This window comes from Ruegeria sp. YTSA219, assembly GCF_059609985.1.
In genome coordinates, this window is the sequence record NZ_JBXWMT010000023.1 from 1 (window position 1) to 19,288 (window position 19,288).

A 19,288-nucleotide genomic window follows, 5' to 3' on the forward strand; every position below is an offset into this window, starting at 1 on the left:
CAGGTGCCCGAAGGTCTTCCTCTCAGCAATCGCCATCGCAGCTCTCGTCATCTATTGGCTATGAGTCCTGACCCTAGTTGGAAAGAAGAAGATAGAATAAGAATATTGCCCGGTATTGTAAGTTTGCTCGAAACGGACCGCCCGTTTTTATTTGCCCTGTAGGAAGAGCACACGCAACGATGCCAGAAGCCGACGTTCAGTCTGTGACCATCAAGGTCAGCTTCGTCCGCGATGTGTGAATTCAGTCCCTGATCCTTGCTGCACTCTGCACGAATGGCGGCTTTTCCCGCTGCCCGACAGCACCATACTTTACGCTACCGCAGCATTTCCCACACCGCGAGCGCACGCAGCATGAAAATCGGACTCACGAAATGGGCTCTTACCACCAGTTGAAGCGCTCCGCAGAGAGTGGCGACAGGAGAGCCCATAGTTGCAGACGCAGCAACGTGATCCAATGTCTGCTGCTGCTATGCTATAGCCACAATCTGAGGGATTTTACGACCATGGGACAATTCGCCTACTGATTGGATCAACGCGTTAGCGTCAATGCGGAAATGACGGTACAAATCCGCAATTGACCCGGTTTGGCCGAAATGCTCCACACCGTGCGGAATCGTTTTGTGGCCATGAACGGCACCCAACCAGGACAACGTTGCCGGGTGTCCGTCGATCACTGTGATCAATGCGCAGTCGCGCGGCACATCTGCCAGCAGCGTTTCGATATGTGCCTCAGCGCCCCGAATGCCATTTGTGCGCGCCCGTTGCGCTGCAGTCCAGCCGGCGTTCAACCGGTCGGCAGAGGTCACTGCCAGAACGCCGACATCCCGCCGCCCCTGGGCGATATGGCCCGCTGCCCTGATGGCCTCCTGGGCAACCGCGCCCTGATACGCAATGACAACTTCGCAGTTCGGTCCCGGTTTGCGTAGCCAATAGGCACCGTCGATGGCCCCCTGACGGAAATCGTCATCCACGCGTTTACCGGGCTGCTCAATCGGGTTGGTCGTCAGACGTAAATAGACCGAACCGCCGGTCTCGTCGCGCAACCAGGTGCGTTCATCGGGATCTCCCTCGCCATCTTTTTGCATATAGGCAAAGGCCCATTCCATGATGACCGCCAATTCATCCGCAAAGGCGGGCTCAAATGCGGCCAACCCGTCTTGCGACATGCCAATCAGCGGCGACGCGATTGATTGATGCGCCCCGCCTTCCGGCGCCAAAGTGACGCCAGAGGGCGTGCCCACGATCATGAAACGGGCATCCTGATAACAGGCGTAATTCAACGCATCCAAGCCACGGGACACAAAAGGATCATAGACCGTTCCAATGGGAATAAGCCTTTTGCCAAAAACCGAGTGCGAAAGCCCTGCCGCCGCCAGAAGCAAAAACAGGTTCATTTCAGCAATGCCAAGTTCGATATGCTGACCATCTGGTGTAAACTCCCACTTCGCGGTGGAGGGGATATTTTCAGCCTTGAAAGTGTCGGATTGATGGGTGCGCGCAAACAGTTTCCTGCGATTGACCCAAGGGCCAAGATTGGTTGTGCCGGTCACATCCGGAGAGGTCGTCACGATCCGCTCGGCCAGCGCGCTGTTGCCTTTGGACAGGTCATCCAGAATCTTGCCGAATGCCATTTGAGTCGAGATTTCACGACCCGGATCCAACTCAACTGAGGGGACGTCGATAACGTCATCTGAGTATCGGCGCGGCCCGCTGGCGAAGAAGGGCGTCTTTGCCAGCATTTTCTCAAACGCTGCCGGGTCTGCGATGGTGGCAAAGCGCTCCCATTCATCACCCTCAGTAACACCCATGAATTTCTTCCATTCGGCCATCTGAGTCTTGTTCATCAACCCACCATGGTTGTCCTTGTGGCCAGCAATCGGCGTCCCCCAGCCCTTGATCGTATAGGCAAGGAAACAGACCGGGCGGTCGTGATCTATTGCGGCGAAGGTATCTGCCATGGTGGTGACGCAGTTCCCACCCAGATTTTCCATCAGAGCGGCCAGTTCGTCATCGCTGCGCGCATCAAGCAACGCGCTTACGTCGCCTTGATCGCCGAGGGTTTCCATCAGTCGCTCGCGCCACACCGCGCCCCCCATGAAGGTCAGTGCCGAGTAGAGCTGGTTGGGGCACTGATCAATCCATTGACGCAGCTTCTCTCCGCCCGGCTCTTTAAACGCAGCGCGTTGCAAAGCGCCGTATTTAACCCGCACAACATCCCATCCGAAGGCGTCGAAGATTTGCTCAATCCGTTGGAACAGTCCTTCACGCACGACGCCGTCCAATGACTGGCGGTTATAATCAATGATCCACCAGCAATTACGCAGATCGTTCTTCCATCCCTCTTGCAGTGCCTCATAGATATTGCCTTCGTCCAGCTCAGCATCGCCAACCAATGCGATCATGCGTCCAAGCTTTTGCGTATCGCCCCAGGATTTGGCCTGTACATAATCCTGCACAAGTGACGCAAACGAGGTGATAGCAACGCCAAGGCCCACCGAACCGGTCGAAAAATCCACGTCATCGATATCTTTCGTGCGGGAAGGATAGCTTTGCGCGCCACCAAATCCGCGAAAGTTCTCCAACTTCTCACGGGTCTGGTTGCCCATCAGATACTGAATCGCGTGAAAGACCGGCGATGCATGCGGTTTGACTGCTACGCGATCTTCCGGGCGCAGGGTCTGAAAATATAACGCGGTCATGATCGATACCATCGACGCCGAAGACGCCTGATGCCCGCCAACCTTGATCCCGTCAGCTTTGGGCCGAATGTGGTTCGCATGGTGGATCATCCAGTGGGACAGCCACAGCAAACGTTGTTCAATTGTTTTGAGATCAATGGACATGGTCAATTTCCTTAAGCTGCGCTGCGGACAGGGGGTCTTGGCAAGGCTTGTTCGAGATCGTGGATCACGTCGTCGATCCCCTCCAGGCCAATGGACAATCGCACCAGCCCATCGCTGATGCCATGTGCGGCGCGTTCTTCAGGCGTATAGGTAGAGTGGGTCATGCTGGCCGGGTGCTGCACCAGTGTTTCAGCATCTCCCAATGATACGGCGCGGGTGATCATTTGCAGTCTGTTCATCATCGCGCGCCCTGCTTCCAGACCGCCATCCAGTTCAAATGCAATCATGCCGCCGAATTTGGACATCTGCCGCTGCGCGACATCATGCTGTTCGAAACTGCTCAGTCCCGGATACCAGATCTTTCGCACACCGGCGGATTGCTCCAGATATTCGGCGATGGTCGCAGCGCTGCTGCAATGCCGATCCATGCGCAATTCCAGTGTCTTGAGGCCGCGCAGTATGAGCATCGCGTTAAACGGGGCCATGACCGCGCCGGTCATATCCTTCATCCCATAGAGGCGGATTTCAGTCACCAGCTCGGTCGATCCGGCCAGCAACCCTGCAACAACATCTCCGTGACCGCCTAGATATTTCGTCGCCGAGTGCAGAACGATATCTGCGCCATGTTTGATTGGCTGGGTCAGATAGGGCGTGGCATAGGTATTATCCACCACCACGTAGGCGCCGTTGGCATGGGCAATGGCTGATACAGACTGGATATCTACAAGGCGCATATTCGGATTGGCGGGTGTTTCAAAATAGACCACCTTGGTTTTTCCGCTGATCGCCTCTATCAGGTTTTCCGGCTCCGTCAGATCCACATGGGTCACTGTCACACCGAATTTTGCCAGCCCGTGCCGCATGAAGGAAAATGTGCAGCCATAGAGCGTCTTGTCGAGAATGACCTCATCCCCCGGGGCAAGAAGAGTCCACATCGTTGCAGTGATCGCCCCCATCCCCGAGGCCAGGGCCAATCCTGCCTCTGCCCCCTCAAGCACCGCGATGCGTTGCTCCAGCAAATCGCAAGTCGGGTTCGAGATGCGCGAATAAACATGCCCTGCCTGCTCGCCCGCGAACATCGCACCGCCTGCTTCCGCGGTTTCGAAAGCGAATGTCGAGGTCAGATGCAGCGGAGGCGTCAACGCTCCTTCGTTTTCCATCGGGTTATAGCCATGGTGAATGGCAAGAGTGGAGAAGCTGTCGGGGCGGTTGCGCATTGGGTGACTCCTTGGTTTTCAAGAAGCAGAGTATGACGACACGAGTGGCAAAATATTCCAAAAATGTCTTATACTACCTCGTTTGTAGCAGTATATGCTAATCTATGAAAAAAATAGACCGTAAAGACCAACAGATCATTCGAGCGTTGCAGCGCAATGGTCGAATGACGAATCAAGACCTGGCAGCAGAGGTGAACTTGTCACCTTCGCCCTGTCTGAGGCGGCTGAAGCTGCTCGAGCAAAATGGAATCATCACCGGCTATAGCGCCAACATAGACGCCGAGGCCTACGGGTTGCCGGTAACGGTATTCGTTCACGTCAAACTGGAAAGCCATACTGAAGCGACAGTAAAGAAATTCGAAGCAGCCATTGCGCGGATTGACCAGGTACTGGAGTGTTTCGTTATGACCGGCTCATCGGATTACCTGCTTCGTGTGGTCGTGGCTGATCTTTCAGATTACGAAAAATTCGTTCGCAGAAAGTTGCATCCTCTTGGAGGTATTGCCTCCATGGACAGCAGCTTTGTCTACGGAGTTGTCAAGAAGACAAATGTATTTCCAGTGACAGAGTAACGTTGCTTGATGAACTGAGATGAAATGATTGCGGACATTAGCGCAGATGCAGCGAAAGCTCGCTTTATGCGTCATTCCAACAAATGCTGCACATCGAACGAATGAGTGGATTAGGTCATTCTATGGGGAGTACTTGAATTTATCCCTAACTAGGGATACATGCGCAACATGAGACATAAAAATCAAGCCCGAGAAAACCAAACCCTGGTGCTGGCCCTTCTACGCAGTCAGCAATTATTCATGCGCGCTATGGTGTCTGCGTTTCGTTCGGCGGGCCTTACAGCGCCACAATGGGACGCGCTGGAAACACTTAGCAACAAGGGTCCGCTGTCAATCAACGATCTGATGCGGCTGACACTGTCTACATCCGGCAACCTGGATGTGGTTGTCAAAAACCTGGTTCAAGCCGGATGGGTGGAAAAGAGTGTCGATGAAACCGACAGACGGGCGCGTGTTCTGTTATTGACCGCAGCCGGGCGCCAAAAAGTGGCCGAATTCCTGCCACTCCACAATCAAGCTCTGGAACAGATTTTTGGTGATCTCAGCGTGCAGGACAAACGCCAGACGATCAAGACACTCAACCAACTCCGAAAAAAACTGCCTCAACCTTAGAAAGTCGTAACATGCCTAACAAAACACTCCTGACCGTGCATGGCGTGATTTACATGTTGTTCGCGCTCGCGCTGTTCTTTGCCCCGGCCATCCTCTGGCCAAACTACGGCCTGCAATTAAACGACCAATACGCTGTTTTCCTGTCACAGCATAACTCGATATTTCTGGGCGGCATCGGGATCATCAGCTTCCTGTTTCGGGACGTAGAACATGGCAGTGAAGCTGCAATCGCCCTTCTCACAGGATTGATGTGGACCAATCTACTTGGCGTCATCATCACGCTTTACGCCTGCCTGACAGGAGTTTTCACCGGGTTTGGCTGGTCTGACCCCATCTTCTTCGCCTTGCTTGCGGTCCTATGCTTCTACCAACTCGGGAAAAACCGCTGAACTTTCCCAAACTCACAAAGGAAACTAAACATGAGTACACTGAAAGTCTGGGATCTGCATATGACCTATGAAGGTCCGATCACAGAAGAATTTCTCGCCGGCACCGAGCAACTTGCAAAGAGTATCGCGGAGGAGCCAGGAATAATCTGGAAGATTTGGACTGTCGAAGATGGAACCAATCACTATGGGTCCACATACCTGTTTCGGAACCGCGATTACCTGGAAAGCTATAAAAGTATGCACCTGAAGCGCCTGGAAGCGATAGGGATCACAGTGACCGCCGACCATGTTTTCGACATTATGGAGGAGGTCAGTCGCGTCAACAGAGCCCCACTTGAAGGCTAGCGAGCAATGACCGGACATTGGCACGCTAAACGTTGATGTCCGGTTCGTCCGCTATCCGGAATTGCAAAGTTTGGTCTTGATTGTCCGTTTCGGCTGAGTCTGTCATTTGTCGCGTTTGGTATCACCGCTGCTTCATTAAGATACTCGTGATTTTGCTTGAGCTGGCGTCAACACGACCACCATGCTTTATGACAGATCAGACACATTGATAAGGTAGACGAAAACCATGGCAGAACGATTTGAGCGTCACCGTCAAGCTTGGACACAAGAGGAAATTCAAAAATTGCACCTACTGGTGTCAAAGGGGATGGGCTTGAAGGCCATTGCCAAAGCTCTCACGCGTTCTGAGGAATCGACCAAGAGCAGAGCGAAGCTTGACAAAATAAAGATCAAGAAAGCACGCTGATTTTGGTGCCTTTAGTGTACTCCTGTCGTTCTTTACTGCCACGACCAATGTCCGATTTGGGCTGATTGAGCTAAAAAACCCAGATTTTAGTGAAGATGGGCGAAAAACTTGCCCGCAGAAGGCCTTTCCGAATATTCGTCGGGGGTCGGCCCAATACTCTCGTCGGCAATGTCCGAAGCTTTCAGTGGCCCTACCAGGCACTGGGTTGCAATTAGGGCGCCACAACGGGTTCTGGCAGAATGGAATTCAGTTGCTCGGTTTGTTAGGGTTCTGCACCCAAACACCCAATTTAAAAAGCTGCCTTACGGATTAGCGTAGTAAAAAGAAGGAAAGCTATGCCTTGCAACGATCCTAACTTCTGCTGATACAGTGGCGAATTGACCGACAACTTGGCATTCAAAAATCCCGCCCGGTGCTTCGATTGTCACGGACCTGCCGGGAGATAGTGACCCGTTGCCCTCGCACGCCACCACAACAGACAATGCGCCTGTCCCCCCAGCCGAATTTGCCAGTTCTCCCTTTTCAGAGGCCCAGACAGTTTTAATATAGTTCTTCCCTGATTTCGAACTGAACATGACCAAGTATTTACCGTAGCTGCCGCCAATGCCTAAATTAGACATCGGGAATTGTTTACTAGCCGCCCCGCTTAACTCAATTGCAGCGTTGGTCAATTTTTGGCGCTCACTAAGCGAAATGCCTAGATAGTCTGCATCGACAACCAAATACGGCAACCCGGCATCGACTAGAGAAACTGGAATGTTTCCATCTAGAGGAAGATTCAATATTTGATTATTAATCAATAGCTTGGGCTTGACAGTAAACCACTTGGCATGTGTCATAACGCTATCTGTTCGGGTTACTTGTACTTCCATGACACCATTTGCTGTTTCCAAAGCAACAACTTGTTGATCTTTGGCTAATGCTTGACGCTTCGCGCTCGCAATTATGGTGGCTGCAGCCATGAGTGCGGTTCCGGCATATGGTGCGTATGCAAACTGAGAGGCTAGAAAAAGTGCCCCATCGGTACCTTGCTCAAAGGGTGGATAGAGTAAGCAAGAGTTGATGAGGTGGTTTCCATTTGGTGGGAGGTTCAAAAAACCCCGAAACTGTTCATGATCCGAACGAAGCTCCAGCAAGGCGCCAGCCGCGTTGCTAGAAACTAGTTTAGGAAGACCAGAAACTGCCACTCGAAGAATATCTCCAGCGAGATCAACATCTATCGCAACCGTTTGTCCCTGGTGCTTTTTTGGCATTGTTCGGCGTCCTGGATATCGTGTGCTACCTTGTAGCTTCTGGCTGCAAACATCCATGCTTGCTTTCAGCTGATGGTGTAATGGACTGAGGCTGTGTGAATACTCTGGTTGATGTATGCTTTTCGGCAAAGGCTGGAGGCATGTATGTCGAGATTTCTCGTAAGCGCCAAACGAAGTCAGTCGATGCTTTTCCCGACCAGCTTGAAGATTGGACCAACGGGTGCGTAGCCACACCACGACGTCAATAATGCTGCAAAACCTCACTTTGTTGCGCATCTCGGACTACAAAGTTTAATTGTGAAAGTCCGCTAAATAGCGCACAGCGGACGTCGAGATTTTTCAATAGCTAGGTGGATGCTACTTAGACGCTAGAGGCCTCACCAATACCAGTAGTTGCTTTCCAAGAAGAGGCATTGTTTCCATCTCAAACCTGAGCGTCGTGAAGGCTCACAACTTGAATTTTCCTGGAAAAAGTCCGCCTAAAAATCTTCGAATAAGTTCAGCAGAGCGTCGTCGCGAAAAAACCTGCATATCGGTAAGGTAATTTACCCACATACCTTCCAGTAAGGCCAACGTTCCGCTGGTGGCATCATTCACCAAGTTCGGATCATGTCCGTTTTGTTTGGCTATCTCCGTGAACGCACGCCGCAAAGTCTCGACAAGTTTGGGATCCTGAGTGCTGCTGTATCGGGCAATACCTGGGTGTGAGCTCGCGATGCCTCGGAATGCATGCCAGATTTTCGTACTTCGTGGATTGAGCAAAGCTTCGGATAGATCCGCCTCGATCACAGCCATCACTCGCTCTTCGGGCGATGCATCCGAGCCCAGTTCGGTCATTCTGTCCATCTCGGCATAATACTCGGTACTGAAATGCTGGGCCGCTGCGGTCAGCAAATTGTCCTTCCCCCCGAAATGCAAATGGATCATTCCGCGCGACAGACCTGAGCGCTCGCAAATGCGACTGACCGAGGTATCGGTGACCCCGATATCAGCAATAGTATCCAGTGTCGCCTTGATCAGAAGCTGCCTGTTGGCTTCTGGATCGCGCTTCGAGCTACGCTTTCTTCCTTTAGGCTCTGTCACTCTATTCAATGATTCCATTAGCTTAGGGTCTTCTCATATGGGTGGCTCACAGGAAGATTGACACGAAAGGCCTTTCTGGCGCAACATTAAATGGACGATCGTCCATTAGAGACTCGTAAGTACCGAGATGGGAGATAGGGTGATTTTTCGTAGCGAAGCGTCCCGGGGTTATACCCTCAGCGCACCAGCCACGGCCTACGTGGGCTTTCTGGTGGCGGCGCCTTTGGTGATCCTGATCGCCTATTCGTTCTGGACCCAAACCTACGTAACGCTCGACAAGACACCGACGCTGAAAAACTATAGCGACGCGTTTGCCGATCCGCTGGTTCGACATTTAATGCTAAGGTCGATCTGGATTGCCGGAGCAGTTACGTTAGTCACTGTCGCACTGGCCTATCCCATCGCGTACTTCATCGCGATGAAGGCCCGGAAAAAGACCATCTGGCTTCTGCTCATCACCATTCCGTTCTGGTCCAGCTACCTCCTGCGCGTATTTGCCTGGAAACTCATCCTTGGGTTCAACGGGGTGATGAATTCTGCACTACTGATGCTTGGTCTGATCGACGAACCGCTCGACTTCTTGCTCTATAATGAATTCGCTGTCGTACTGACGCTTGCCCATGCCTGGGCACCTTTTGCGATCCTGCCGATCTATGTCTCGTTGCAGAAGATCGATCCAAGCCTGTTGGAGGCCGCCACCGACCTCGGCAACAGTCCTTTGCAACGCTTCATGCGGGTGACGCTGCCGTTGACCATCCCAGGGATCATAGCGGCTTGCCTGATCATCTTCATTCCGACTGTCGGTGACTACGTGACCCCAGCGCTGGTCGGCGGATCGGACGGGAAGATGATTGCCAATCTTATTCAGGTGCAATTCGGGGCCGCTAACAACTGGCCTCTCGGCGCCACACTGTCGCTGATCGCGATGCTGTCGGTCGGCTTCGTCGCCATCGTGTTTGTCATTACCGCCACCCAGCTTGGGAGGAGGATCAGATGAAGCGCCCCTCGACCCTTACAGCCTATGCTTTCCTGTATTTGGTGTTTCTATACCTGCCAGTTCTTTTCCTACCGTTGTTCTCGTTCAACAGCGGTACAATCGTTGCCTTTCCGATCAAGGGCTGGACGCTGGACTGGTATCGGAAGCTGGGCGAACAGGATACGTTGATCCAGGCCCTTTGGAATTCACTTGGCGTCGGCACGGTCGTCGCACTTCTATCCACTGCTATGGGGCTGTTCGCTGCCCGCGCCTTTGTTCGATACCGTTTTCGGGGCCAGCGTGCTGCTGAAGGTTTGGTGATGCTGCCTTTGGTCATACCTGGCATTATCGTGGCCTCGTCAATGCTGGTCCTGTTTCTGTTTCTCGGTCTAAAGCCGTCTTTGCTGACCGTTGTTCTGGGCCATACGTTTCTTGCGCTACCATTTTCCGTTTCGATCTTGAAGTCCGCGTTCGATGACTTCGACGCGTCGCTGGAAGAGGCATCCTACGATCTGGGCGTCGGCGTGTTCGAAACCTTCCGTCGCGTGACGCTGCCGGTCGTTTCCCCCGGTATCGTAGCCAGCATGCTGGTCACTTTTACGGTCAGCTTCGATGAGTTCGTCCTGGCCTTTTTCCTGTCCGGCAACCAGCCAACCCTGCCGGTCTATATCTGGAGCCAGATCCGTTTCCCCGCCAAGCTTCCAAACGTTTTGGCCTTGGGTTCTATCCTGCTGCTTACCTCGGTTCTGCTATTGGTGCTGGCCGAGTACTTCCGCCGCCGCTCATCCGCATCAGAGGTCCGATGACAGACAGAAACATCATAGAACTCAGGGGCGTCGAAAAGCGCTATGGCACATTCCTGGCTGCGAGCGGGATCGATCTCGATCTCAAAGAGGGCGAGTTTTTCTCGCTCCTCGGCCCCTCGGGATGCGGCAAGACCACGGTATTGCGGATGATCGCGGGCTTCCAGGAACCGACCAAGGGTACCGTGCTGATCGACGGTCAGGATATGGAAGGTGTGCCTGCCAACAACCGTCCAACGAACATGGTCTTTCAGAGCTACGCGATCTTCCCGCATCTGAACGTCGGGAACAACGTGGCCTATGGATTACGGGGCAAGGCGCCCAAGGCCGAGATCGAACAGCGCGTAGCCGAGGCCCTGGAAATGGTCGAGCTGGGCGGTCTTCAGGATCGCGGCGCAAGTGAGTTGTCGGGTGGGCAGCGGCAAAGGGTGGCACTCGCCCGCGCGCTGATCATGCGACCCAAGGTGTTATTACTGGACGAGCCCTTGTCAGCTCTCGACAAGAAACTACGCGAGCAGATGCAGTTTGAAATGCGCAATCTGCAGCAGTCGCTTGGCATCACCTTTGTGATGGTCACCCATGACCAATATGAGGCAATGACGATGTCCGACCGTATTGGTGTGATGTTCGACGGACGGCTCAAGCAGGTGGATACACCAACCACGCTTTATGCCCGTCCCTGTGATCAGCAAGTGGCCAGTTTCATCGGTGAGATGAACATACTGCCTGCCCAGTTGTCGGGCGAAACCGGCAATATGTTGTCGATCGATGCAGCCGCCTTCGGGCGGATTGAGATTGAGAGAAATCCCAACGTTGCGACCAGCTCTAAAGACATGAACATCGGTATTCGCCCGGAACAATTGGAAATCGCTGCTGAAAAGCCAGAAGACTATCCATCAACGGTTCAAGGCACTGTCAGCAATGTCGCCTTCTATGGCGAGAACATTCACTATCACATTCAGGTTGCGGGAGCCGAAAAGCCAATCTCGGTCTCGGTTCCCAACTACTTTCACACGGTCGATTTCAAACGCGGCGACGCAGTTTGGCTGGGGCTTCAGGGTGCAAGCGTGATCGATCTTGGTACAGACCATAGTAAAATAGTGGGAGGATAAAATGAGAGTTCAGGGAATTGCGGCCTTCGCATGTGCGACGGCAATAAGCACGGGAAGTGCCATAGCAGGTGGCGCTGATCTAACGGTTTTTGACTGGTCGGGATATGAAGACCCCGGGTTCTTTGCCAGCTACATGGAAAAATACGGGGATGAGGCGCCAAGCTATTCCTATTTTGGAAGTCAGGAGGAAGCGTTCACGAAACTGAGTTCGGGTTTCACGGCTGATCTGGCGCATCCTTGTTCTGACGCGGTCCGGAAATGGGTCGCAGCCGACCTGATCCAGCCCCTGGATGAAAGCAAACTGACCAACTGGGCCGATGTTTTACCTGAGATTAAGGAAGTCGACGCCATCGTCCTGGACGGCCAGCTTTACATGTTGCCGTTCGAGTGGGGGAACACGGGTCTTATCTATCGTACCGACAAAATCTCGGGGGATGATATCTCGCTGCAATTGCTGGCTGACCCGGCCTATGCAGGTAAGATCGCGATCCCGGATGCGGCGTCGTCTGCATATGCCCTGGCTGCGCTGGCCACTGGAAACGCTGATGATTACACAAATCTGAGCGATGAGCAATTCAAAGAAGCATCGGATTTCCTGCGCTCAATCCACCCAAACATGCGCTTTTACTGGTCCGATGCGGGTCAGTTTGATCAGGCCATGACCAGCGGTGAGATCGAAATGGGTTGGGCTTGGAACCAGTCCGAACTGAACCTGATCTGGAACGAAGTGCCTGCCGCCATGATGCGTGACGTCGACAAAGGTATCGCGACCTGGGCCTGTGGCTACGTGCATCTGAAGTCTTCCACGACACCGGTCGATCAGGTCTATGATCTGTTGAACGCGCTCACTGATCCTGCAAGCGGCCAATACATCATCGACAACTGGGGCTACCCGCATTCCAACGCAAAAGCGTTCGAAGTCGCCGATCAAGCCAATATCGAAGCCTATGGTTTTGCCGATCCGAAAAGCTTCTTCGAAAGCAGTTTGTTCTTTGACGCGGTGAATCCCGAGTTGGAGACAAAAATGCTGGCAGAATTTGAACGGATCAAAGCCGGATTCTAACACAACCATATTTCCGGGGCCTTCGGGCTCCGGAACCCAAATATAGGAAAAACGCGTGATTATGTCGGACGCGAACCCATACGCTCTGCTCTTCGAACCGATTCAGATCGGGCCCGTCACAGCCAGAAACCGCTTTTATCAGGTGCCGCATTGCACCGGGCTGGGACACCTCAGGCCACGGGCGGATGCTGCCGTCCGCGGAATGAAGGCTGAAGGTGGTTGGGCAGTGGTTTCCAATCAGGAGACCGAGATACACCCGACCTCGGACTTGTCCCCCTATGCCGAGGGGCGATTGTGGGATGGGCGCGATGTGCCTGCGTTGCGGCTGATGACAGATGCAGTACATGCACATGGTGCGCTGGCAGCCATCCAGCTGGTGCACAATGGCAACCATGCGCAGAACCTGCTGACCCGCGCCCCGGTTTTTGCTCCGTCCGAGATGTCCGTTGATATGACGCATCCCAAGCAGGCGCAGGCCATGGATAAGGCCGATATCCGGGAATTCCGCCGCTGGCATCGCGAGGCCGCCCTGCGCGCGAAAGATGCCGGATTTGACATCATTTACGTCTATGCCGGACATAACATGACTTTGGCGCAACATTTCATGCTGCCTCATATGAACCAGCGTAGTGATGAATATGGCGGGTCGCTTGAAAATCGCGTGCGCCTGACGCGCGAATTGCTGGAAGATACCCACGAAGCTGTAGGTGACAGCTGCGCTGTGGCGCTCCGCTTTGCCATTGATGAGATGGTGGGCGCCGACGGTATGCAGGCCGCAGAAGAAGGCCGTGCCGTGGTCGAGCTTTTGGCCGATCTTCCTGACCTATGGGATGTGAATGTGGCCGACTGGTCCAATGACAGTGCCACAACCAGATTCCAGCCGGAAGATGGTTATCAGAACGCGTTTCTGTCCCACGTCAAACAGATCACTCGGAAACCCGTGGTAGGTGTCGGTCGCCTGACCTCCCCCGATATGATGCTGTCGATGGTCAAGAAAGGTATTGTCGACCTTATCGGAGCGGCGCGACCTTCTATTGCGGACCCGTTCATACCGAAGAAGATTGAAGAAGGCAGGATCGACGAAATTCGCGAATGCATCGGCTGCAACATCTGCGTGTCTTCGGACAATCTGGGTATTCCGATCCGCTGCACCCAAAACCCGACCATGGGCGAGGAATGGCGTCGCGGCTGGCACCCCGAGATCATTGCAACGAAAAAAAGCGAGGCGGAAGCACTAGTTATCGGTGGCGGACCCGCGGGTCTTGAGTGTGCCATGCAAATCGCACGGCGCGGCTATCAGGTGACCTTGGCCGAAGCCTCAGCTGAATTTGGTGGACGTGTTGCAAAGGAAAGCAGGCTTCCCGGCCTAGCGGCCTGGTCGCGCGTCGTCGATTATCGCCTGAATGATCTGAAACAGCGCGGCAACGTTCAGTTGTTCACCGACAGCAGACTTGACGGCGATCAGGTGGCAGAGCTTGGCGTCGAACACGTCTTTGTCGCCACCGGCAGCCGTTGGCGTACGGATGGCATGGGGCGAAACACCCAGCGCCGTATACCTCATATCGAGCAAAGCGCCAGAGTGCTGACACCTGATGATATCATGAACGGCATATTGCCTCCGAATGGCCCGGTGATGATCTATGATGATGACCATATCTATTTGGCAGGTGTGATTGCAGAAAAACTGGCAGCTGCCGGATATCCGGTGGTCTTTGTCACGCCGGAGAGTTTGGTCTCTGCTTACGCCGTATATACTTTGGAGCAGCCTCGCATTCAGGCCCGCCTGATCGAGCTTGGTATCGACATTCGCTGCAATCAGGTGCTGACGGCGGTCGAAGGTGACATCGCGCGCATCGGGTGTGCCTTTACCGGTCGCGTAACGGATATTCCGTGTGCCTCGACAATTCTGGTCACCGAGCGCCAGCGAGAGACAGCGCTTTACGACAGCTTGCGCGGGGTTGGGTTGAAGACCCTCGAACTTATAGGCGATGCCGCGTCTCCGGGACTGATCGTCGACGCTGTCTTCGCAGGCCACCGCGCGGCCCGCGATTTTGAACGCCCAAAGGCAGAAGCAGACAAGGATTGGTTTCGCCGCGAGATAGTCGATTTGGAGGAAACGTGATGAACAGCCGACCGTTTGAGTTAGATGCTTTGATAGCCTCGCACCAGCACGGCCACGCTCTGCCGCGCGGATTCTATACCTCGCAAGACATCTATGACTATGACATCGCCCAGGTCTGGAACCGTAACTGGCTTTGGGCAGGGCATGTCAGCCAAATCCCAAACCCCGGAGACTATTTCCTGTTCGACTATGGCCCGGAGAGCATCATTATTGTTCGCGACCGCGAAGGCGAAGTTCGCGCTCATTTGAACGTCTGTCGCCATCGTGGATCTCGCGTCTGCACTGAACACTCCGGCAACTCCCGTGTTCTTGTTTGCCCGTATCACGCCTGGACATATGAGCTATCGGGAAAACTTCGTGCAGGCCACAACATGGGGGAACACTTTGACCCATCCAAATTCGGGCTCTTTCCCGTTCAGGTGAGTGTCTTCAAAGGCCTGATTTTTGTCTGTGCCGATGCAAACACGCCATCGCTTGATCCTGTCCTCAGCCAACTTTCGCCACTCGTCGAACCCTATGGTTTAGACGACTTGAAAATTGCGCATACGGCGTCATTTCCGGTTCCAGCGAATTGGAAACTGGCGGTTGAGAACTATCTTGAATGCTACCACTGCGGACCAGCACACAAAGAATATTCTCGTTCTCATAGCCTGAAATCGCCACAAGACATGGCTGGCTTGGTCGAGCCGCTAAATGCAAGGGCTGTAGAAGTCGGGCTGACACCCGATGAATTGGTGCTTGTTGGCGAGGCTGCGCCCACCCCATTCACCAGCGGGTACTATCGGCGCTACCCGCTTTACCAAGGTTACAAAACCGGCAGCAAATCGGGCGAGGCGCTTGCGCCATTGCTTGGAACGCTGAAAGGCTTCGACGGTGGCGCAACTGACTTTGATATTGGTCCATTGAATTGGTTCCTGATCTATTCGGATCACATGGTGGGTTACCGCTTTGTTCCACGTGGTCTGCAGGAAACCGACATTCAGGTGGTCTGGCTGGTTCGCGCTGACGCCGAAGAAGGCCAGGATTACGACAAGGAAGACCTGACCTGGCTTTGGCATGTCACATCTTTGGATGACGAACGCATCATTCGCCACAACCAGTCCGGCGTTAATTCTCAATACTTCCAACCGGGCCCCTTGGGTGAAATGGAAACCGCGATCCAGGATTTTTACGATTTCTATTTCGCCATGATCAGTCCGGAACCAGAACAAAGGATGGCCGGTAATGGCTGAGGTAAAATCACGCCGTCGCGGTGGTGGTGGGCGCGCCGCGCGCATAAAGGTGCAACAGGCGACCACGGGCAACGAGGCCGTGCGTGGAGGCTTAAGCGGCGGACGCTATAAGCCGTTGACCCAAACAGATATGGAGAACATCCACAAAGCGGCCCTGACCGTTCTGGAAAACACGGGCGTCACCGACCATTTCCCGGAACTGCTTGATCTGGTGCTGCCCAAGGGCGCGGTGATGAATGACCTCAATCGGCTGTGCTTCCCACGCGCCCTGATGGAAGACATTCTGGCTGGTGCGGCCAAGGAGTTTTACGTCTATGCCCGCGGAGAGCGTGAAGGCAAAGACGACATGCATTGCTCGGCAGAAAGCGTTTACTTCGCCAACTCTGGCACCGCCGTCACCACTTTCGATTCCGAGACCAAAACTTATCGCCCGTCGATCCTGCGCGATGTCTATGATTTCACCCGTCTGGTGGACCGTTTGGACAACATCCATATGCTGGGCGACACAGTTTTGGCCACCGATGTGACTGATGATTTCGCTCACGACATGAACACCATTTATGCCATGCTCGCAGGCAGTCAAAAACCGGCCTGTCTGACTTTTCGCGACCGCAGCCATATTCCGCATGCCATCCGCATGTTTGATTTTGCTCAAGGTGGCGAAGGGGCTTTCATGAAAAAGCCAAGCGTCATATTTGGTGGCTGCCCCATGGTTTCCCCCTTGCGGGTCGGCAAGGAAAACATGGAAATCCTGATTGATACCGCCAAGTTGGGCCTGACGGTTGATTTGGCGGTGCCTCCTCAAGCCGGGGCCACAGCCCCCGCTACACTTGCGGGAACGCTGGTGCAAACCGTGGCCGAAACGCTGGCCTGCGTTGCCATCGTAAACCTCATCACACCAGGTTGTCCGGTCTGCTTTGCCGCCTGGCCCTTCATCACTGACCTGCGCAGCGGGTCGTTCACCGGCGGCAGTGGCGAACAGGCTCTGATCGGGGCAGCAGCCATTCAGATGGGTAACTTTTATGGCCTTCCAACCTCTGTCGGCGCAGGCATGACCGATGCTAAGATACCCGACGCGCAATACGGGTTGGAAAAGGCACTAACCTTCACGCTTGCCGCTCATGCCGGTGCCAATCGTTTGTGCGAGTTCGGGGGTATGATCGGTAGCCTGATGGGATGCAGTTTTGAAAGCATGGTCATCGATGACGAAGCGGGCGGTATGATCCTGCGGTCGTTGCGCGGGATTGAAGTCACGGATGAAACCATGGCGGTGGATGTGATCCACCAGTGTGCCATCGACCCTGGTCATTTTCTCGGCAACCCGCACACACTGAGCTATATGAACAGCGAATTCGTCTACCCACGGCTCATGGATCGTGAGCGCACGGACACATGGGAAAACGAAGGCAAAACTGATCTTCTGGACCGTGCCCGTGACAAGGTCAATTCCATTCTCGATAGCCATTTCCCCAACTACTTCGGCGCCTCAGACGCTCAGGTTCGCGAAGAATTCCCAATTGTGATGAGCACAGAAAGCATGGCCTGCCGTGGATAACTCTAACGTCAAGCACTGGGACAACGACCACTTCCTGCACCCGTGGGAAGGGATGGCAACATTGGGCGAAAACGACCGCACTTTTATCGAAGGTGCCAGCGGCATCCATGTGGTGAACGAAAAAGGCGAACGCTTGATCGACGGACCGGGAGGCATGTGGTGCACTCAGATCGGTTATGGGCGCGCGGAGATGGCCGAGGCCATGGCTGAGCAAGCTCGGAACCTTGCCTATTTCTCGCCCTTTAACAATTCCAACTCGACTACTGCGTGGTTCGCGCGCGAAATCGCTAAACGTGCGCCGGGCGATTTGAACAATGTCTTTTTTACCACCGGCGGTTCCACCGCAGTTGATACGGCCATCCGGTTCGTTCATTTCCGCAACAACCTCTTGGGACGCCCCGAGAAAAAGAAAATCATTTCACGGCAAAAAGCCTATCACGGAAGCACTTATCTGGCGGCCAGCGTCAGTGGAAAAGAGCGTGACAGGCTTTGGCTCGACAAGGCAGATGACCTCGCACATTTCTTGCCAGACGTGAATCCGCTTTATCGTGCGCCTGGTCAAAGCGAAGAGAGCTTTCTGAAAGAGAAAGTTTCGGACCTGGAAAACGCCATTGTGGCGCTTGGCCCAGAAAATGTTGCCGCTTTTATCGCCGAACCGGTTCTTGCCTCTGGTGGCGTGATCGTGCCGCCGAAAGGGTATCACGAAAGTTGCCTAAACATCTGCAGGAAGTACGATGTTCTATACATTTCCGACGAAGTAGTGACGGCTTTCGGGCGATTGGGCCATTGGTTTGCGTCAGAAACAGTCTTTGGCATTCAGCCAGACATAGTCACCTGCGCCAAAGGAATGACATCTGGGTATGCGCCGATGGGTGCCGCGATTATCTCGGACAGGCTAATCGCCGATGTTGCGGGAAAAGATGCAACCTTTTCTAATGGTTATACCTATTCCGGTCACCCGGTCAGCGCGGCCGCTGGTCTGAAAAGTATGGAAATTATTGAACGGGAAAGGCTTCTCGAACACGTTCGAAGGGTCACTCCGATTTTTCAGGATCAGCTACAGCAGTTGGGTCAGATTGACATCGTTACCGATGTGCGCGGCATGGGGTTGATGGGATGCGTTCAATGCTCAGTCGATGGTGATCCCCAGAGCGATCTGGGGTGCGACTACGAGATTGGTAGCCAGATCGATATCGAATGCCAGAAACGTGGGTTATTGGTTCGACCTGTGATCAACATGTGTGTTCTTTCACCGCCGCTTATCATTAGCGAGAGCGAAATTGAGCAAATGTTCGATGTCTTGCGAAAAGGGCTTGAAGCGACAAGTACGTGGCTCAGCGGGATTAGAGGCCAATGAATTGCTTGCGCTATTGTTGCGATAGCCCGGAGGTCGCCATTTCAGCGTATTGTCGTATGCTCCACGATCTTTGCCAAAACCGTTCGGCCTTGACGGATCTGAAGAAGGTTTTGACAGCGACGGTAACCTACTAGTTGGCATTATCTGTTACGGGTCCGTCACAGTGTTTTTCTCGTACTGCTTGCTTCCACGGTGCTTTCAGTTGTGATGGCGCAACGCAAAAGCCCGCTCTGGCACGGTGTGTAATATATTGATATTGTGTAGTGATTTAGGTTGCGGGAGTAGGGTTTGAACCTTTGGCTTTCAGGTTATGAGCCTGACGAGGTGAAGACGTTAAGCAATTGATCC

17 protein-coding genes are annotated in these 19,288 nt (G+C 53.7%); 13 read left to right on the forward strand and 4 right to left on the reverse strand.

What is annotated here, in order from left to right:
- Positions 1–467: 467 nt before the first annotated feature.
- The gene (locus tag AC2FFB_RS19515) at positions 468–2,843 is read right to left on the reverse strand and encodes a thiamine pyrophosphate-binding protein (protein ID WP_281973926.1); all 2,376 of its coding nucleotides are present in this window, start codon (positions 2,841–2,843) and stop codon (positions 468–470) included.
- A gap of 11 nt (positions 2,844–2,854) precedes the next feature.
- Positions 2,855–4,060, reverse strand: coding sequence for a methionine gamma-lyase (locus AC2FFB_RS19520; protein WP_496714429.1), 1,206 nt, complete (start codon positions 4,058–4,060; stop codon positions 2,855–2,857).
- 113 nt (positions 4,061–4,173) lie between these two features.
- On the opposite strand from AC2FFB_RS19520, the gene AC2FFB_RS19525 reads away from it, so the two are divergent.
- From AC2FFB_RS19525 to AC2FFB_RS19545, 5 genes are all read left to right on the forward strand, one after another.
- On the forward strand, positions 4,174–4,632 hold the full coding sequence (locus AC2FFB_RS19525) for an Lrp/AsnC family transcriptional regulator (protein WP_281973936.1): 459 nt from the start codon (positions 4,174–4,176) through the stop codon (positions 4,630–4,632).
- Positions 4,633–4,800: 168 nt separating this feature from the next.
- Positions 4,801–5,244 carry a MarR family winged helix-turn-helix transcriptional regulator gene (locus AC2FFB_RS19530; RefSeq protein WP_271952659.1) on the forward strand — a complete coding sequence of 148 codons (444 nt, stop codon included), beginning with the start codon at positions 4,801–4,803 and terminating at the stop codon, positions 5,242–5,244.
- Positions 5,245–5,255: 11 nt separating this feature from the next.
- On the forward strand, positions 5,256–5,633 hold the full coding sequence (locus AC2FFB_RS19535) for a hypothetical protein (RefSeq protein WP_271952662.1): 378 nt from the start codon (positions 5,256–5,258) through the stop codon (positions 5,631–5,633).
- 30 nt (positions 5,634–5,663) lie between these two features.
- On the forward strand, positions 5,664–5,978 hold the full coding sequence (locus tag AC2FFB_RS19540; RefSeq protein WP_496875324.1) for a monooxygenase: 315 nt from the start codon (positions 5,664–5,666) through the stop codon (positions 5,976–5,978).
- Positions 5,979–6,204: 226 nt separating this feature from the next.
- Positions 6,205–6,384 (forward strand): hypothetical protein, encoded by a 180-nt coding sequence (locus tag AC2FFB_RS19545; protein WP_058275054.1) that lies wholly within the window; start codon positions 6,205–6,207, stop codon positions 6,382–6,384.
- A 302-nt stretch (positions 6,385–6,686) separates the two neighbouring features.
- Here the strand turns inward: AC2FFB_RS19545 and AC2FFB_RS19550 are convergent, their stop codons facing one another.
- A complete protein-coding gene (locus AC2FFB_RS19550) occupies positions 6,687–7,637 on the reverse strand; it encodes a proline racemase family protein (protein ID WP_496875325.1) in 951 nt (316 codons plus the stop codon).
- 447 nt (positions 7,638–8,084) lie between these two features.
- Positions 8,085–8,720: a TetR family transcriptional regulator C-terminal domain-containing protein gene (locus tag AC2FFB_RS19555; protein WP_496875326.1), complete on the reverse strand. Its 636-nt coding sequence runs from the start codon at positions 8,718–8,720 to the stop codon at positions 8,085–8,087.
- 127 nt (positions 8,721–8,847) lie between these two features.
- On the opposite strand from AC2FFB_RS19555, the gene AC2FFB_RS19560 reads away from it, so the two are divergent.
- The 8 genes from AC2FFB_RS19560 (at position 8,848) to AC2FFB_RS19595 (ending at position 18,940) form a co-directional block, all read left to right on the forward strand.
- Positions 8,848–9,717 (forward strand): ABC transporter permease, encoded by an 870-nt coding sequence (locus AC2FFB_RS19560; protein WP_496875327.1) that lies wholly within the window; start codon positions 8,848–8,850, stop codon positions 9,715–9,717.
- Positions 9,714–10,502 (forward strand): ABC transporter permease, encoded by a 789-nt coding sequence (locus tag AC2FFB_RS19565; protein ID WP_496690593.1) that lies wholly within the window; start codon positions 9,714–9,716, stop codon positions 10,500–10,502. The genes AC2FFB_RS19560 and AC2FFB_RS19565 overlap by 4 nt, the downstream gene beginning before the upstream one ends.
- Complete coding sequence (locus AC2FFB_RS19570) at positions 10,499–11,611, forward strand: ABC transporter ATP-binding protein (RefSeq protein ID WP_142640357.1); 1,113 nt, start codon at positions 10,499–10,501, stop codon at positions 11,609–11,611. Before AC2FFB_RS19565 ends, AC2FFB_RS19570 begins: the two co-directional genes overlap by 4 nt.
- A gap of 1 nt (position 11,612) precedes the next feature.
- The gene (locus AC2FFB_RS19575) at positions 11,613–12,674 is read left to right on the forward strand and encodes an extracellular solute-binding protein (protein WP_496875328.1); all 1,062 of its coding nucleotides are present in this window, start codon (positions 11,613–11,615) and stop codon (positions 12,672–12,674) included.
- A gap of 61 nt (positions 12,675–12,735) precedes the next feature.
- Positions 12,736–14,796 (forward strand): oxidoreductase, encoded by a 2,061-nt coding sequence (locus AC2FFB_RS19580; RefSeq protein WP_496875332.1) that lies wholly within the window; start codon positions 12,736–12,738, stop codon positions 14,794–14,796.
- Positions 14,796–16,028, forward strand: coding sequence for an aromatic ring-hydroxylating oxygenase subunit alpha (locus AC2FFB_RS19585; RefSeq protein ID WP_496875329.1), 1,233 nt, complete (start codon positions 14,796–14,798; stop codon positions 16,026–16,028). The genes AC2FFB_RS19580 and AC2FFB_RS19585 overlap by 1 nt, the downstream gene beginning before the upstream one ends.
- Positions 16,021–17,583, forward strand: a complete 1,563-nt coding sequence (locus AC2FFB_RS19590) for a trimethylamine methyltransferase family protein (protein WP_496875330.1) — start codon at positions 16,021–16,023, stop codon at positions 17,581–17,583. Before AC2FFB_RS19585 ends, AC2FFB_RS19590 begins: the two co-directional genes overlap by 8 nt.
- A complete protein-coding gene (locus tag AC2FFB_RS19595) occupies positions 17,576–18,940 on the forward strand; it encodes an aminotransferase (protein ID WP_496875331.1) in 1,365 nt (454 codons plus the stop codon). The genes AC2FFB_RS19590 and AC2FFB_RS19595 overlap by 8 nt, the downstream gene beginning before the upstream one ends.
- The last annotated feature ends 348 nt before the right edge of the window (positions 18,941–19,288 follow it).